The organism is Phycicoccus jejuensis, from assembly GCF_044797865.1.
GTDB classification, from domain to species: Bacteria; Actinomycetota; Actinomycetes; order Actinomycetales; family Dermatophilaceae; genus Phycicoccus; species Phycicoccus jejuensis.
Genome location: NZ_CP085209.1, coordinates 1,149,635 through 1,165,510, shown reverse-complemented (window position 1 = coordinate 1,165,510; position 15,876 = coordinate 1,149,635). Strand labels below are relative to the sequence as shown.

Annotated in this window: 13 protein-coding genes; 7 read left to right on the top strand and 6 right to left on the bottom strand. The window is 71.9% G+C overall.

The window, feature by feature from the left end:
* The first annotated feature begins 13 nt into the window (after window positions 1-13).
* From LG324_RS05565 to LG324_RS05550, 4 genes are all read left to right on the top strand, one after another.
* Window positions 14-628 (top strand): hypothetical protein, encoded by a 615-nt coding sequence (locus LG324_RS05565; RefSeq protein WP_404352398.1) that lies wholly within the window; start codon window positions 14-16, stop codon window positions 626-628.
* A gap of 143 nt (window positions 629-771) precedes the next feature.
* Window positions 772-1,920 carry a glycosyltransferase family 1 protein gene (locus LG324_RS05560; protein WP_404352396.1) on the top strand — a complete coding sequence of 383 codons (1,149 nt, stop codon included), beginning with the start codon at window positions 772-774 and terminating at the stop codon, window positions 1,918-1,920.
* Window positions 1,917-2,957: a hypothetical protein gene (locus LG324_RS05555; protein WP_404352395.1), complete on the top strand. Its 1,041-nt coding sequence runs from the start codon at window positions 1,917-1,919 to the stop codon at window positions 2,955-2,957. The genes LG324_RS05560 and LG324_RS05555 overlap by 4 nt, the downstream gene beginning before the upstream one ends.
* Window positions 2,954-4,348, top strand: coding sequence for a glycosyltransferase (locus LG324_RS05550; RefSeq protein ID WP_404352393.1), 1,395 nt, complete (start codon window positions 2,954-2,956; stop codon window positions 4,346-4,348). The genes LG324_RS05555 and LG324_RS05550 overlap by 4 nt, the downstream gene beginning before the upstream one ends.
* Here the strand turns inward: LG324_RS05550 and LG324_RS05545 are convergent.
* Window positions 4,336-4,962, bottom strand: a complete 627-nt coding sequence (locus LG324_RS05545) for a hypothetical protein (RefSeq protein ID WP_404352391.1) — start codon at window positions 4,960-4,962, stop codon at window positions 4,336-4,338. The genes LG324_RS05550 and LG324_RS05545 overlap by 13 nt on opposite strands.
* A gap of 599 nt (window positions 4,963-5,561) precedes the next feature.
* Window positions 5,562-6,008: an Lrp/AsnC family transcriptional regulator gene (locus tag LG324_RS05540; protein ID WP_404352389.1), complete on the bottom strand. Its 447-nt coding sequence runs from the start codon at window positions 6,006-6,008 to the stop codon at window positions 5,562-5,564.
* A 269-nt stretch (window positions 6,009-6,277) separates the two neighbouring features.
* Here LG324_RS05540 and LG324_RS05535 point away from each other — a divergent pair, with 269 nt between their 5' ends.
* On the top strand, window positions 6,278-8,620 hold the full coding sequence (locus tag LG324_RS05535; protein WP_404352387.1) for a transketolase-like TK C-terminal-containing protein: 2,343 nt from the start codon (window positions 6,278-6,280) through the stop codon (window positions 8,618-8,620).
* A 195-nt stretch (window positions 8,621-8,815) separates the two neighbouring features.
* Here the strand turns inward: LG324_RS05535 and LG324_RS05530 are convergent, their stop codons facing one another.
* Window positions 8,816-9,988: a serine hydrolase domain-containing protein gene (locus tag LG324_RS05530; RefSeq protein WP_404352385.1), complete on the bottom strand. Its 1,173-nt coding sequence runs from the start codon at window positions 9,986-9,988 to the stop codon at window positions 8,816-8,818.
* A gap of 238 nt (window positions 9,989-10,226) precedes the next feature.
* Here LG324_RS05530 and LG324_RS05525 point away from each other — a divergent pair, with 238 nt between their 5' ends.
* Both LG324_RS05525 and LG324_RS05520 read left to right on the top strand, forming a co-directional pair.
* Window positions 10,227-11,195, top strand: coding sequence for an alpha/beta hydrolase (locus tag LG324_RS05525; RefSeq protein ID WP_404352383.1), 969 nt, complete (start codon window positions 10,227-10,229; stop codon window positions 11,193-11,195).
* Window positions 11,196-11,205: 10 nt separating this feature from the next.
* Window positions 11,206-12,261, top strand: a complete 1,056-nt coding sequence (locus LG324_RS05520; RefSeq protein WP_404352381.1) for a helix-turn-helix domain-containing protein — start codon at window positions 11,206-11,208, stop codon at window positions 12,259-12,261.
* An 87-nt stretch (window positions 12,262-12,348) separates the two neighbouring features.
* Here LG324_RS05520 and LG324_RS05515 read toward each other — a convergent pair whose 3' ends face one another.
* From LG324_RS05515 to LG324_RS05505, 3 genes are read right to left on the bottom strand one after another with little or no spacing between them, the layout of a single operon-like run.
* Complete coding sequence (locus LG324_RS05515; protein WP_404352380.1) at window positions 12,349-13,710, bottom strand: MFS transporter; 1,362 nt, start codon at window positions 13,708-13,710, stop codon at window positions 12,349-12,351.
* 3 nt (window positions 13,711-13,713) lie between these two features.
* A complete protein-coding gene (locus LG324_RS05510) occupies window positions 13,714-14,967 on the bottom strand; it encodes a 2Fe-2S iron-sulfur cluster-binding protein (RefSeq protein ID WP_404352378.1) in 1,254 nt (417 codons plus the stop codon).
* Entirely contained in the window at window positions 14,964-15,872 is a 909-nt protein-coding gene (locus LG324_RS05505; RefSeq protein WP_404352376.1) for an FAD binding domain-containing protein, read from the bottom strand. Before LG324_RS05505 ends, LG324_RS05510 begins: the two co-directional genes overlap by 4 nt.
* Between the last annotated feature and the right edge of the window lie 4 nt (window positions 15,873-15,876).

Here is a 15,876-nt window from a genome sequence, read left to right as displayed (position 1 = left end):
GGACAGGACCACCGTGGACCACACCGAGACCCCCCGCGACACCGTGCCGCGCGACGCCGCACCCACGCGCCACGAGGTGCTCGACGCCGAGCAGGAGCGGTACGGCGGCATCAAGGTCGGCTCGGCCTTCTTCGGCTGGCTGACCGCCACCGGCTCCGCCGTGCTCCTCACCGCGCTCGTGGCCGCCGCCGGCACCGGCGTCGGCATCGCGACCGGCACCGACGTCCAGGACGCCGCGGACCGCGCCACCAGCGACCCCACCACCGTGGGGCTGGCCGGCGGGATCGCCCTGCTCGTCGTCCTCTTCGTCGCCTACTACTGCGGCGGCTACGTGGCCGGCCGGATGGCCCGCTTCAACGGCGCCAAGCAGGGCCTCGCCGTCTGGCTCTGGGCCCTGGTCATCGCGCTCGTCGTCGCCGTCCTCGGGCTCGTCGCCGGTGACCGGTACAACGTGCTCGGCCAGCTCAACAGCTTCCCCCGGCTGCCCGTCGGCGAGGGCGACGTCGGCACCGCCGGCATCCTCGCGCTCGTCGGTGTCGCCGTCGTCAGCCTGCTCGGGGCCGTCCTCGGCGGCCTCGCCGGGATGCGCTTCCACCGCAAGGTCGACCGCGCCGGTCTCGGCGACTGACGCGTGACCGGACGGGGCGCCCTCGCACCGAGGGCGCCCCGTCACCGGCCGGCGGAGGCAGGATGCGTGGCCCGCGCCGCCGGTGGGTAGAGCCGGTGGGATACCGACCCGCGGGGCAGCGGCCCCGTCCCACCATCCCGGGAGTGACGTCCGTGCCCCTCGCTGTCCCGCCTGCTGCCGCACCCTGCGTGCTCGTCGACCAGCCGGAAGGGGTCCGCACGGTGGCGGTGGTGCCCGGTGCGCACGCGTACTCCCGGACGGTCATGCCCGTCGAGGCCGGCTTCGCCGCGCTGCCGGACCCCCATCCCGACCTGGACGGTGAGGTGGCCGGGGCTCGCTGGTGGCCGCCGCGGATGCTCACCCCCGAGTGGGTCGCGCGCTCCGACTTCGACCTCATGCACGTCCACTTCGGGGTGGAGCAGGTGCCGCTGTCCACCCTCGAGCAGACGGTCCGCGCCCTGCGGGAGACGGGGCGACCGCTCGTGCAGACCGTCCACGACCTGGAGAACCCCCACCTGCACGAGCAGGCCGGCCACGAGGAGCGGCTCTCCCTCCTGGTCGAGGCCGCCGACACGGTGCTGACGCTGACCCCCGGGGCCGCGGCCGAGATCGAACGACGCTGGCACCGAACGGCATTCGTCGTGCCGCACCCGCACCTCGTCCCGCTGACCACGATGCGCGCAGTGCGTGTCTCGCGGGCGGCCGCACCCGCGGGGCGCCCGGTCGTCGGGACGACGCTGAAGGACCTGCGGGCCGGCACGGACGCTCTCGGCCTGCTGCCGGCGCTGCGCCACCTGGCCCGGGCGATGCCCGAGGTCGACGTCTGCGTGTGGCTGCACGAACGGACCTGGAACGCACCGCCGGACGACCGGGCCCGTCAGGTGTGCCGCGCCCTGGCCGAGGCCGCTGTGGACGGCGTCCGGCTCGTCGTCCACCCGCCCATGGACGACGACACCCTCTGGTCGCACCTGGCGTCGCTCGACGTCGCCGTCCTGCCCTACCGGCACGGGACGCACTCGGGCTGGCTGGAGGCGTGCCACGACCTCGGGACGAGCGTGGTCGCGCCGGACGTCGGGCACCTCGTCGACCAGGGGCCGGAGGGCGTCTATCGGTGGCGCCCGGGCGGCGCCGACGAGGCGTCGCTGCTCGCCGCCGTCGAGGGTGCCCTGAGGACGCGCGCCGCAGGTCTCCCGGGTGCCGATGCCGACGCCCGCGCGCGGCAGGTCACCGAGGTGCGCGACGCGCACGCGCAGGTGTACGCCGCGCTCCTCGCCCGGGGGTCCGCAGGATGAGCGAGGCGATGGCCCCGCAGGTCGACGACCTGCCGGTGCACTGGCTCCCGGGTCCCGACCGGCACGGGGTCACCCTGCTGGCCCGCCAGGTGGCCGACGCGGCCGGCGCCCCGGTCGTCCGGGGCCACGAGGTGCCCGCCCGGCTCCACGGCCGCCCGGTCCATCTCCATTTCTCCACCGGCCTGTTCGGCTCCCCGGAAGCGGCCCGGGACGTCGTGGACGCGTGGGCGGCCGGGACCCGGCTGAGCCTCACCCTGCACGACGTCCCGCAGCCGGCCGAGGGGTCGCGATGGGGGCGGCGGGCGGCGGTCTACTCGCACCTGGTGGCGCGCTCGTCCGCATGGGCGGTCAACAGCCGCTGGGAGGCGACCCTCGCCGCGGCGGCCCTGCCGGAGGCGCCCCGCGGCCCTGAGGTCATCCCGCTCCCCATCGTGCTCGAGCCCCGGGCCACCGGTCCGACGCGAGCCGTGGGCGCAGACTCGGCCGTCCTGCCGCCTCGTCCGCCGCGGGCCCGGGACGGGTGGATCGGGATGCTCGGTTGGGTCTACCCCGACAAGGGCCATGAGGAGGCCATCGAGCTCGCGGCGGCCCTGCACTCGACCGGCCGCGCCCTCGGTGTCGCCGCCCTCGGGGGTGTGGTCGCCGGCCACGACGAGCTCGCGGACGATCTGGCGCGCCTCGCCGACCGCCTCGGGGTGGCGTGGCACGTCACCGGGTACCTCGACGACGACGCCCTGGTCCGGGCGATGCACGAGACCACGGTGCCGGTGGCCGCCCACCGGCATCCGTCGGCGTCCGGATCGGTCAACAGCTGGGTCGCCGCGGGCCGGCGACCCCTCCTGCGGGAGCACCCCTCCACCATCGAGCTCGACGAGCTCCGTCCGGGCGCCCACCTCGTCCGTCCTCTCGACGCCTGGCCCGCCGAGGTCGCCCTGGCCATGGACGACCCGGCGCGGACCTGGCTGCCCCGCGACTACCGGCCGCCCCACACGCTGGAGGACGTGGTGCACGCCTACCGGTCCTGGTGGGCGCGGTGAGCCCGCAACCCCCCTGGGGCGCACCCGTCCCGGGCAACCGCTGGGACCTCGTCGAGGGGCAGGACGCTCCGGTCCGCAGCGTCGGTGTCGTGGTGCTCCACTACCGCCAGCAGCGCGAGCTCGACCGCACCCTCCACGCGCTCGCGCGCCAGGACTACCCCGCGGACGCGGTCGAGGTGGTGGTCACCGACGACGGCAGTGACCCGCCCCCGAGCGTCCCCGACGGCGTGCGCCTGGTGACCCAGGAGGACCGCGGCTTCCGGGCGGCCGCCGCCCGCAACGCCGGTGCTCGGCGGACCCGGGCCGACGTGCTCGTCTTCCTCGACGCCGACTCCACACCCGAGCCGTCGTTCCTCCGTGCCGTCACCCGGCTCCCGCGGCTGCTGCCGGAGGCCGTCGTCGTCGGTCGGCGACGGCACGCCGACCTCGCGACCGTCCCGGTGGAGGCGCCCGTCGAGACCAGCGGGCCCGCGCACGAGCTGGCCGAGCCGGCGTGGCTGCGGGAGGCGTACTCCGGCTCGGCCGACCTGCTCCACGCGGACGCGCTGTCGTTCCGTCACGTGATCTCGGCGGCCGTGGCGTGCAGCCGTTGGTGGTTCGACCACGTCGGTGGCTTCGACGAGGGGTTCACCACCTACGGCGGCGAGGACTGGGAGTGGGCCGCGCGGGCCTGGGAGGCCGGGGGCCTGCTCGCCCACGCCCACGACGCGACCGTCTGGCACGACGGCCCCGACGCGGGCGAGGAGCCCCGGGACTGGGGACGCGAGGACGCCGCTCACACGAAGGACCTGGAGTCGCTCGCCGTCGCCAGCCGCGTCGGCGTCCCCGGGGTCACCACGCGCGCCCTCGACCTGGGGGCGGACGACGTGGTCGTGACGGTGTCACCCTGGTTCGACCTCGCCGCCCTCGTCATCACGCTCGACCCCCTCCTCCAGGCCGCCCCGACCGCACGACTGCTCCTCGACGAGGCCCACGCCGCGCTGCTGCAGCACGAGCGTCGGGTGCGTCCTCGACCCGAGGGGGACGCGGACGGCGTCCCCGATGTGGCGCTGCTGGACGCGGCCGGGCGCTACCGGCGCCACGTCCACGTCCACGCGCCCGCCCACGCCTCCCCCGCCACCTGGCACCGGCTGCTGTCCGACGTGGACCGCGCCGGTGCCCCCAAACGGGTCACCGTCGAGCACGACGGCCGACCGCTCCTCGAGGTCCGGTCGTTGCGCGCGCTGCGCCGGGCCGCGCTGTGGGACCGGCCGGACCTCGTTGCACCGCAGCTGCTTTCCTCTGTGGCCGCGGACGTTACGCCGACAGGTTCCGGTGTGGCGGGTCGTCTGCTGAAGGCCGGGCTCGCGGGACCAAAGGGAGCGGGCCGGTCGCGCGGTCAGAACGCGTAGGAGAACCGCTCGAGGTCCGCGACGTGGGCGGTCTGCACGAGAGCTCGGCTGCGGGCGTCGTACGCCCGCCAGTAGGCCCGCTCGCGGTCGGTGACGTTGGTGGCCGCAACCGTGAGCTCGAGGCCGAGGAGGCTGCGGAGGTCCTCCTCGAGGTGCTCCATCCGCAGCACGACGTCGGCCTCGTCGACGTGGCCGCGGTTGACGCGCCGCTCACCGGAGCCGTCGACGGCCAGCGCCAGCCACTGGTTGAACTCGAGCGTCACGGCATCCACGATCCGTCCGACCGCGCCGGGGGTGGCGTACACCCACGAGTCCGGCTGCCGCAGCTCGTGCACCCAGCGACGGCGGGTGCGTTCGTACTCCGCGACGTAGAAGTCGAACGGGTTGCGGGTCGTGGTGACCACGCGCAGCCCGTGGTCCGGCGCCAGGAACCCGGCACCGACCAGCTGGGCCGCGGTCGCGTGCTTGACGTCGATGCCCTCGACCCGCACTGCGTCGGCGGCAGGTACCTCGACGACGCCGCCCTGCGCGAACAGGGCCTCGCGCAGGGCCGTGCTGGCCGTGCCGGGTGCGGCCGTGAACAGCAGCCCCCGCCCCGCGTCGAGCAGCGCCATCAGCGGATCCCGTCGACGACGAGGAGCATGGCGCAGGAGGCAGGTGTCATGGGTCGAGTCTCGGTGACGGCACCATCACGTCGCGTGATCGGTGCACGGGGATCGGGACCAGGAGAGGACGCCGAGGACCGACGTCGTGGGGTCGGGTCTGCACGTAGTGGTGGACCCGGTCGGATCGATGCTGCCCGGCGTGCCGGTCAGGGGAGCACGAGCGCCCGCACGCCGGTCGGCTCTCGCTAGGGTGCGACGGCAGGGCCCGAGGGAAGGTGCGCCACGTGGAGGTGTCGCCGCGCGCCGCATGAAGCAGGCCGGCATCTCGCCATCGAACGCAACTACGGCGACGAGCGCCGGCAAGGGCCGATGTCGACGGACGAGGCCATGGAGTGGCTCTTCGGGATCCGGGCTCGCGATAGCTCGAACGCGGGTGGCGCATTGGGGCGAACCGTGCCATGGCTCGTGGCGTCGCAGCTGGGGTCATCACCCCGGCTGCGACGCCATCAACGACACCACCGGGCGGAGCGAGGCAGCGGGGTGGAGCTGGCGGGGGGACTCGGGCCCTGGATGACCTCAGGCGCTACGGCGGACTCCCCGAACTTCGGTCAGTGAGCGCGCGGCTCGATGGGTTGACGGCTCCACGAATCCATCACGATGAGCGTCTTTGTTCCCGCCACCTTGCCGGTGCGCCGCATCGCGTTGACGACGCGCTGCAGGTGGCCCACGTCGCTCACCACGATGCGCACCACTGCATCGGGGTCGCCGGCGATGGTGAAGTACTGGCGCACCTCCGGCAGGTGCCGGAGCAGCTCGCTGACCTCGGCACTGTCGGTGTCTCCGTGGAGGCGGATCTCTGTGAAGGCCTCCAGCCGCCCGGATTTGCCTTCGTCCAACACCGCGACGTAGCCCTTGATGACGCCCGCGCGCTCCAGGCGCTCGATTCGCCGCGCCACCGGGGCGGCCGAGAGACCGACCTGACGCGCGATCTCGCTGACGGGGGTGCGGGCATGCGACGCCAGGAGCTCGAGGATCTGTCGATCAACCGCGTCCATCGCTCCTCCACCTCTCTCGCACGAAATCGTGCGCGGTTCAGCACGTTAGTGCCGTTCTCGTCGGGTCGCGTCAGCAGGAACCCATCAACCTAGGCCGAATTTGCGCACGATGCTGTTGGGTGGCCCAGCCGGGATGTCAAGGTCGCCCCGGGTGACCCCCATGACTACGAGTTCGCCGCATCGGTCGAACACCCGCTCCGAGGACGCTCCGGCTCACACGACTGCACGAGCGCCCGCGGGTCAATGACAACGACCACGGGACGACTCTCATGACCGACGCACCTCTCCGCGCCTCCCAGGCTCCCACCCGCGCCGATACCGACCTCCTCCACGAGGTGTCCGACCGCGTCCGTTGGATCGCCGCGGCGATGGTGGACGCCGCCAACCGCGGGCGTCCCAACTCTTCGGGAGTGAAGTCCGGCGGCCACCAGGCCTCCAGCGCCTCCATGGTCGAGATCATGGTGTCGCTGTACTTCTCCGAGCTGACCGCCACGGACCGGGTGTCCGTCAAGCCACACGCTTCACCGGTGCTCCACGCAATCAACTACCTTCTCGGCGACCTCGACGAGAAGTACTTGCCGCTGCTCCGGTCCGAGGGCGGACTCCAGTCCTACCCCAGCCGGCGTAAGGACCCCGACCGCGTGGACTTCTCCACGGGGTCGGTGGGCATCGGTGCGACCGCCGCCCTCTGGGCGGCGATGGCCCACCGCTATGTGAGCGCGCGCTTCCCGTCGGTCCCACCCGCGGGTCGCTTCGTCAGCCTGCTCGGTGATGCCGAGCTCGACGAGGGAGCGGTCTGGGAAGCGGTCGCCGACCCTTCCGTGCCTCGGCTCGGCGAGCTGCTGTGGATCGTGGACCTCAACCGCCAGTCGCTGGACCGTGTCGTCCCGGACATCCAGATCGCTCGTCTGCGTGGGATGTTCGAGGCGGCCGGGTGGCAGGTGATCACCCTCAAGTGGGGACGCGCCATCACCAAGTTGTTCTCCCGCCCCGGGGGAGCAGAGCTCCGGCGACGCCTCGAGGACATGCCCAACGAGGAGTACCAGCGCCTGCTGCGCGTTGGTCCCTCCGAGGTGAAACAGCGCATCGTGGGCCGCAGTGGAACCGGTGAGCTCACGGACCTGGTGGATTCGGTACCGGCGGAGGACTTGGCCCGGGCGGTGCGCGACCTCGGTGGCCACGACATCGGCTTGCTGCTGGACAGCTACAGGACGGTCGACACCACGCGCCCTACGGTGATCTTCGCCTACACGATCAAGGGCCGCGGCCTACCCACGGAGGGACATCCCAACAACCACTCCGCGCTGCTCACGGGTGACCAGATGAGCGAGCTGGCCAAGAGGTCGGGAACAGACCCCGAGGACCCCTGGGCGCGCTTCTCCGACCACTCACCCGCAGCGAGGCTGTGCACAGCCCGAAGTCGGCAGCTCGCTCGATCGGCCGGAGCACCGGGTCGCGCCGTCGCGATTCCCGAGAAGTTGTCACGGGCCTACCGAAGGCCGATCTCGACCCAGGCAGCACTTGGTCGGTTCCTGGTCGAGATCGCGAGGGCTGCCCCGGAGCTCGCCGAGCGCGTCGTCACCTGCAGCCCCGACGTCGCCTCCTCGACCAACCTCGGAGGATGGATCAACAAGACCGGGGTGTGGTCGGTCGCGACTCGTCCCGACTGGTTCTCGGACGATGCCGAGCGCGTCCTCAGGTGGTCCGAGGCCCCCAGCGGCCAGCACATCGAGCTGGGCATCGCGGAGGTCAACCTCGTCGGACTGCTCGGCGAGCTCGGTGCCACCTGGTCGCGCTGGGGAGAGCGGCTCATCCCGATCGCGACGCTCTACGACCCGTTCGTCGGCCGAGCGCTCGAGCCGTGGTCCTACGGCATCTACGCCGGCGGGCAGTCGATCCTCATCGGCACACCCTCGGGCGTGACTCTCGCCCCCGAGGGCGGCGCACACCAATCGATCACGACCCCCTCGATTGGTCTCGAGCAGCCAGAGTGCATCGCATGGGAACCGGCGTTCGCCCAGGACCTGGAGTGGACGATGCTCGCCGCGATGTCACGGGTCGGGATCGAGGGCGGCACCTCGTCCTACTTCCGCCTCTCGACCCGCCCGATCGACCAGACCCTGGCCCGCCTCCCCGAGAACGAGATTCTTCTGGAACGTCGACGTCGGCAAGCGGTCGCCGGTGGTTACCGACTGACGATCCACGAACCCTCCGCCGAGATCGTCACCCTGGCCGGTGTGGGGGCCGTGATGCCGGAGGTCCTCGAGGCGGCCGACGTCCTCTCCGAACGGGGGGTCACGGCAGGAGTGGTCTGCCTCACGAGCCCCGACCTGCTGTTCCGCTCGTTCACCCGACGGGGTGTGCTCGGACGCGCCGACGGTGACGGGATCATCGACATCCTCTTCCCCGCCGCCCACCCGGCACCCATCGTGACGGTGATGGACGGCCATCCGCACACGCTGTCCTTCCTCGCCGCTGCCCGAGGGGACCGCATCCGCTGCCTCGGGGTGGCCGAGTTCGGTCAGTCGAGCGACCTCGCGAGCGCCTACCGGCGGCACGGCATCGACGCCGGGTCGATCGTGGACGCCGCGCTGTCCCTGACCGGGCACTGACGTCTCACCTCCAGCAGGGAATCCGGTTCGGTACGGTGATCCGTCACGAAGGTCCGCTCCCGCCCGCCGCGCCGTCGTGCGCGAGGCATCGGCACGGCTGTCTCCATTGATGGCGACATCGAGCCCAGGCTTCAGACGCGAGTGCCACGCCGGCTCCCGACGGGTTCTCCGGGAGCCGGCGCGCGTCGCTGGATGTCAGAGCGCCGCGTACACCGCTTCCTCGAACTCGCCGTAGGTGCGCCAGGCGTCGTTCTCGGTGATGAAGGGCAGGGAGTTGGTGTAGATCGAGGCGCAGATGCCCGTCGTCCGGTCGACCCAGAAGTGAGTGTTGAACAGCCCGGCCCAGGCGCCGCTTCCTGCCCGGCGCCGCCCCGGCACGTCCTGGGTGTTGATCATGAGTCCGTAGCCCCAGGTCCAGCCCGGTCCGACGTGGAGGGTGTCGGTGGTCGCCGGATCGGCGGTGGGGATCTCCTCGGGGAACGGGATGTCACCGATCTGGCTGCGGAAGGCGTCATCGACCGTCTCCTGGTGGAGGATTCGGGTGCCGTCGAGCTCCCCGCCGCGGAGCAGGGCCCGCTCGAAGCGGATGTAGTCCCGCGGCGTCGAGTAGAGGCCGTGGCCACCGGCCCACCAGTCCGGTTCTTGGTTGAGGATCTCGCCGGCGGAGGTCCAGCCGCCGTCTCCTGGCACGTGGACCGTCACGAGTTTCTCGGTGCGGCCGGCGTCGAGTCGGAACATCGTGTCGTGCATGCCGAGCGGTTCGGTGACGTGTTCCTTGACGACGACGTCGAGCGTCGCGCCGGCGACCGCCTCGACGACCCGTCCGAGCCAGTCGGTGTTGATGCCGTAGACGAACGCCGTTCCAGGGTCCGTCGTCAGGGGCGCCTTGAAGGCGTCCATGGATCCGGGGACGACGTTGGGTGTGCCTGTGGCGGCCTCGAACCGGACCAGGTCCTCGTTCCAGAACCAGTAGCCCAGGCCGGTGGTGTGGGTGACGAGCTGGTGCACGGTCGCCTTCGTCGCGGGTGCTCGCAGTCGGGGGGTGTCGCCGTCCCACCCGTCGAGCACCTGGACGTCGGCCCACTCGGGGACGTACTCCTCGATGGGAGCGGCGAAGTCGAGCTCGCCGCGTTCCTTCTGCTGCAGGGCGCAGGTCGTCGCGACCATCTTCGTCATGGACATGATCCGGAACTGGGTCCATGTCGTCACCGGGTCCTCGGACTCGCCCTGGATGCGGACCCCCGCTCCTCCCTCGTAGAAGACCCCGTCGGCGTCTGCCACGATGGCCGCGACGTGCGGGACGGCACCTCGCTCCACAGCCGCCGCCAGCACCGCGTCGATCGCGTCGCCGTTGATGCTCCTCGTCATCGCGAACCTCCTCGTTCAGGCCGTCCGCGCCGTTGCGTCCGGTCACGGATGACGCTGCCCCACCGTCGTCCGGCTGGAAACCGACGGACGTCAGCAGTTCGGCGCCACCGACCCGCCACCTGGCGGTGGCGCCACGACGAGACCGCCAGGAACGCTGGCCAGTGCTGCTCGCCGCGGCTACCGTGCGAGAACCGGGCATCACCGCATCGCGGACGCCCTCGTGGACCAGGAGGTGGCGATGACCGTGGCCCCGGTGCTGCGCCCCGAGTTCGACGCCGAGCTGCGCGCCGGGCTGGCCGTCGTCGGCGGCATGTTCCCCCCGACGATCACCGCCGATCTCATCGACTTCATGCGCGTCTCCTATGCCTCGCCCCCGATGGACGACGTTCTGCGCGACCGTGGCATCGCGCGTGAGGAGCACGTCGCCCCGGGGCACCTCGGGGACCCCCTCCAGGTGTCGGTCCTGCGCCCACCGGGCCAGGACGGCCCGCGGCCGGCGGTGGTGTACGCGCACTCCGGCGGGCTGATGTTCGGTGACCGGTTCAGCGGTATCGACCTCGTCCTCGACTGGGTGGACCGGATGGGCGCCGTCCTCGTGACGGTCGAGTACCGCCTGGCTCCGGAGTTCCCCGACCCCTATCCCCGCGAAGACATGTACGCGGCCCTGGAGTGGACCGCCAGCCACGCGGACGCCCTCGGCATCCGGCCGGACCGGCTGGTCGTGGCCGGCGCGAGCGCCGGTGGCGGACTGGCCGCCGGCATGGCCTTGGCAGCACGCGACCGTGGCGGCCCGCCCTTGGTCGGGCAGGTCCTGGACTACCCGATGCTCGACGACCGCGGCATTACGACGTCGATGCACCAGTTCGACGGGGTGGGGGTGTGGGACCGGGTCAGCAACCAGACGGGGTGGCGGGCGCTGCTGGGGGACACCTGTGGAACCGAGGCCGTCTCCCCGTACGCGGCCCCGTCGCGTGCCGGGGACGTGCGTGGTCTTCCGCCGGCCTTCATCGACGTCGGGGCAGCCGAGGTCTTCCGCGACGAGGCGATCGCCTACGCCGACGCCCTGTGGAGGGCGGGAGGCGACGCCGAGCTGCACGTCTGGTCCGGTGCGTTCCACGCGTGCGACATCTTCGCGCCCCACACCGCGGTGGGCCAGAGCATGATCAAGGCCCGCAACACCTGGCTCGAGACGATCCTCGCGGACTGAGGGGGACTACGTGCAAGAGCTCCTCGGTCGCATCGCCCGGCTCGACCCCAGCGCCAGCCTCGGCCTGCGCGTCATCGCCTGCTTCGACGAGCTGGTCGTCGGGAACGTCAACACGCGGGCCCTGCTGTCGGCCGCTGCCTCGCTCGCGGGTTGCGTGGCCGGCTTCCACCAGGACCAACCGGTTCGTTCTCTGCGAGTGAACCCCCGAGGCGAGGTCCTCCGCGACACGACCGCACCTGTCCCCGCGACGGCCACCACCGCGGACGGGCTCTCCGTCTGGCTGGAGCGCGTTGGTGACGCCCTGCCCAACGACGCGATCATCGTGGAACGGCTTGCCCTCGCAGTGCGGATCCGGCACGGCCGCAGTCGAACCGGGTCCGACCACCGACGAGACCTCGGACGCCTGGTCGACGGGGACACCCCGGTCGACGAACGCTTGGCGGCCGCCGGGGCCCTCGGGCTCGGCGCATCCCGGCTCTACCGGCTCGTCACGGCACCCCTGTTCGCCGTCTGGGAGCGGCACCCCCGCGGCCCCGAGGACGTCGTGCCCACGGTCCATGGGCCGATCCACGCCGTCATCGTCCCTGCGGAGCCCGGCGACGAGACACTCAAGGCGAGCCCGGTCGGGGTAGGGGTCGCCACCACACCGCAGGACCTTCATCACTCGTTCCGCACCGCCCTCGTCGCTCTCCGTCTGTGCGACCCGCCACGCGTCCCGACGGTCTACGCCGACGAGTACGGCGGCCTGATCGGACTGCTCGCCGACGCCCCGGCGGCGAGCGCCCAGCCTGACGCCGACCGACTGGCCGAGCTCGAGGTCCACGGGTGGGGGGTCGCGACGATCGAAGCGGTCATCCACTCGCAGTCCGTGCGTCAGGCGGCACGGCTGGCAGGCGTGCACCACAGCACGATGCAGACCCGAATCGAGACCATCTCCGCCCTGCTCGGCTTCGACCCCTTCGACGGTTTCGGCAAACCGCGACTCGGTGCGGCCTACCTCGTCTGGCGACTGCGCCGATCCCGGGTGCTCGATCTCCCCTCACCCACAACCGAGACACGGAAGTGAGCGTCCCCAGGGAACGGGACACACGACGAATGACGCACATCGAGTGGGCCGCACATGCGGAGGGGACTGCCAGCGGCACATGCGTCGTCAGGCCTTCTGCCGCTCCATGGTCATGGCAGTTGTGTCGAGCCGGCCGCGTGTCTCGGGGCTCCACAGCACGGCTGCGATGAAGAGCGCTGCGGCGCCGATGATGAACGCTGCCAGCCGGCCCGGGATGTCGGAGACGGTCGGGCTGAGCAGGTTGACGAAGGTGGGCAGCAGGCCGCCGAGCATGAAGCCGGTGTTCCACGAGACGGCGGTGCCTCTGGAGCGGATGGCGGTCGGGTAGCGCTCGTTGAGGAAGATCATCACCGGCGAGTAGGCCGCGTTGGCGAGGAAGGCGAGCAGGCAGGCTGCGAGCATGATCCGCGTGGTGCTGCCCGGCTCGCTGCGGGAGATGAATAGCGTGAGGATCGGCAGGGCGACGATGTTGACCGCGCCCAGCGTCAGCATGGTCCGTCGGCGGCCGTACCGCTGGCTGGCCTCTCCTGCGATGACCGATGCGATCACGACGACCAGGCTGCTCACGAGCAGCACCCCGCCGCGCGGACCGGACGGCATCCCCACGACGGAGTCGAGCATCGTGGGCAGGAAGCCGGACGTCAGGTAGTACATCGCGCCTCCGCCCGCCGCGACCGCGATGTTGAGGAGCGTGATGCTGCGGTACTCGCCCTTGACCAGGTCGAGGAACCGCATCCGCGGGGCCGGTGGACCGGACTTCGCGGCCTCCTGGGCCTGGAGCCACATCGGTGACTCCTCGACCTTGCGCAGCACGAAGAGGCTGAGCAGACCGCCCATCAGGCCGCTGAAGAACATCACCCGCCAGCCGAACTCGTTGAACGAGTCACCGGGGTAGAACCGGCTCACCACGATGAACGTGATGCTGGCCATCGCCGCACCCAGCCCGGCACCGCCCGCACCGATCAGACCACTCATCAGGCCCCGCCAGCGCGGAGGGACGCTCTCGGTGCCCAGGGTGTGCGTGGTGGCGGTGACGCCGCCGACGAACAGGCCCTGGATGACGCGCAGGACCAGGAAGGTGATCGGGGCGATGACGCCGATGGAGGCGTATGTCGGCACGAGACCCATGGACGCCGTCGACAGGCCGACACCGGCCATCACCGTGACCATGATGGTCTTGCGGCCCTTGCGGTCGGCGAGCTCTCCGAAGAGGGCCGCGCCGGCGGGTCGCATCACGATGCTGACGGCGAACGACGCGAAGACCAGCGCCAGGCTGAGCGTCTCCGACTCGGCCGGGAAGATCTGGTGGCCGACTGCCTTGGCGACATAGAGCAGGAGGAACAGGTCGAACAGGTCGAAGGCCCAGCCGGCCACGGAGGCGAACGCGGCTGGCAGCGCGGACCTGCTCGGCGGTGCGCCGGCAGCGGGGTCAGGTGTGGGCTGGGACATGGGTCACCGTTCGTCTCGTGAGGGGGTCCGACGCTTGGCACGTCGGGGTGTGTGGTCCCGGCTGCGTTGCCGGAGGTTCCTGATGCGGGCGCGGGCCCGGTCGGACAGCGCGCCGAGGAGGACCGCCATGGCGCCGGGCGGCTTGGCGCTGACATCGGGCTCCACGCCGGCTGCGGCCCGGTCCATGCCCCGGGCGAAGTCCTCGAACATGCGGCGACTGACGTCGCCGGCGAGGGAGCGCCCGAAGCTGGCGATGCGGCCGGTGAGGAACACCCTGGCCTCGGCGTGCAGCGAGACGCCGGCGCCTGAAGGGGTGGCCGTCATCACGATCTCCGCCTGGGCGCCGCCGCCACCGGTGTCCTTGCCCTGGGCCTTCAGGGTGAGGCGGTCGTCGCGCTGCTCGATCACGTGCGCGATGCCGTCGAAGGACAGGCGGACGGGCCCGAGAGCGATCCGGGCCCGTCCGCGGTACCAGTCGTCCCCGAGCTCGTCGGTCAGCTCCGCGCCGGGCAGGCACCGGGCGAGCAGCCGGATGTCGTTGAAGATCCCAGCCACCTCGTCCGGCGCCGACTCGAGCTGGCTGGTCACGTCGACGACGATGCTGGGCTCGCCGGTGGGGAGGGCGATCTCGTCGGGGTGGTGCCCGGGCACGGTGACCTCGGCGGCCTCCGCGGCCGCGGCGGTTCCTGCACCGGTCGGCGTGCGTCCGATCAGGGTGCGCTGGGCACAGTTGCCCGGCCCGGGCAGTCCGGCGCGGTGGACCTTGGCCACCTCGTCGACGGCGTCGATGATGTTGCGGTAGCCCGTGCACCGGCACAGGACGCCGGACAGCTCCTTGGGCAGGTCGTCGGTCGCGACGTCGGGCTCGTGGGTGAGCAGGTCGTAGGAGCTCATCAAGAACCCGGGCGTGCAGAAGCCGCACTGGAGTGCGTGGTGCTTGCTGAACGACTCCTGCAGCGGGTGCAGGTCGTCCTGGCGACCGAGGCCCTCCACGGTGACGATCTCGGCACCGTCGAGCTGGACCGCGAACAGGAGGCAGGCACGGGAGGCATGGCCGTCGACGAGGATGGTGCACATCCCGCATATCCCGTGCTCGCACCCGACGTGGGTGCCGGTCAGTCCGAGGTGGTCCCGGAGCGCGTCCGACAACGTCACCCGCGCGGGGAGCGACAGGGTGACCTCGCTGCCGTTGACGGTCATGGTGACGTCGACAGTCTCGTCGGCCTCGGTGTGGGCATAGGCGTTCGGGAGGCTCACGAGGGCTCCCCCTCTCGAATGGATCGGACGGACTTCAGGTACGCCTGCGCGACCTGGCGGGAGACCAGGCCGGCGACCAGCTGGCGGCGGTACGCCGCGCTCGCGTGCGCGTCGCCACCCGTGTCCACCACGTCGTCGGCGATGCCGACGGCGTGGTCCCCCAGCGCCCGGCTCAGGCTGGAGGCGTCGGGATCGGCACCGGCGGCGTCGAGTGCTGCGCGCAGCTGCTGGGAGACGTCACGGGTGACCGGGTGGTCGGAGATGCCGAAGCAGCTGATCCGGGCGTCGGGGCCCGCGGTCGTGGTACGCACGCGAACTGCGACGCCTGCCAGAGCGAAGTCACCGTGCCGGCGGGCGAACTCGCCGAACCCGAAGCCGTCGCCGTCCTCGGCGACGGGGAACCGGACCTCGGTCAGCAGCTCCTCGGGCAGCACCGCGGTGCTCATCGCGCCGGTGAAGAACTCGCCAGCCGGGATCTCCCGGGTGCCCCCGGTGCTGGCAACCACCATGGTGGCGTCCAGGCAGGAGGCGACCGCGGGCAGCTCGGCAGAGGGGTCGGCGTGCGCGATGCTGCCGCAGACGGTGCCTCGGCTGCGGATCTCCCGGTGGCCGACCCAGGGCAGCGCGAGCCGCAGCAGGGGCACGCTCGCCGCCGTGTCGTCGTGCTGGACCTGTCGCTGGCGCACCGTCGCACCCACGCGGAGGTGGCCGTTGCTGCGCGACATCCGGTTGAGCTCGGGGATCGCGTTGATGTCGACGAGCGTGGACGGGCGCCCCAGTCGCATCGCCAGCACCGGCACGAGGGACTGGCCACCGGCCAGCACCTTGGCGCCGTCCCGGCCGAGCTCGGCCAGGGCGTCCTCGGTCGTGCCGGGGCGTACGTAGGCGAACGGGGCAGGCTTCACAGCT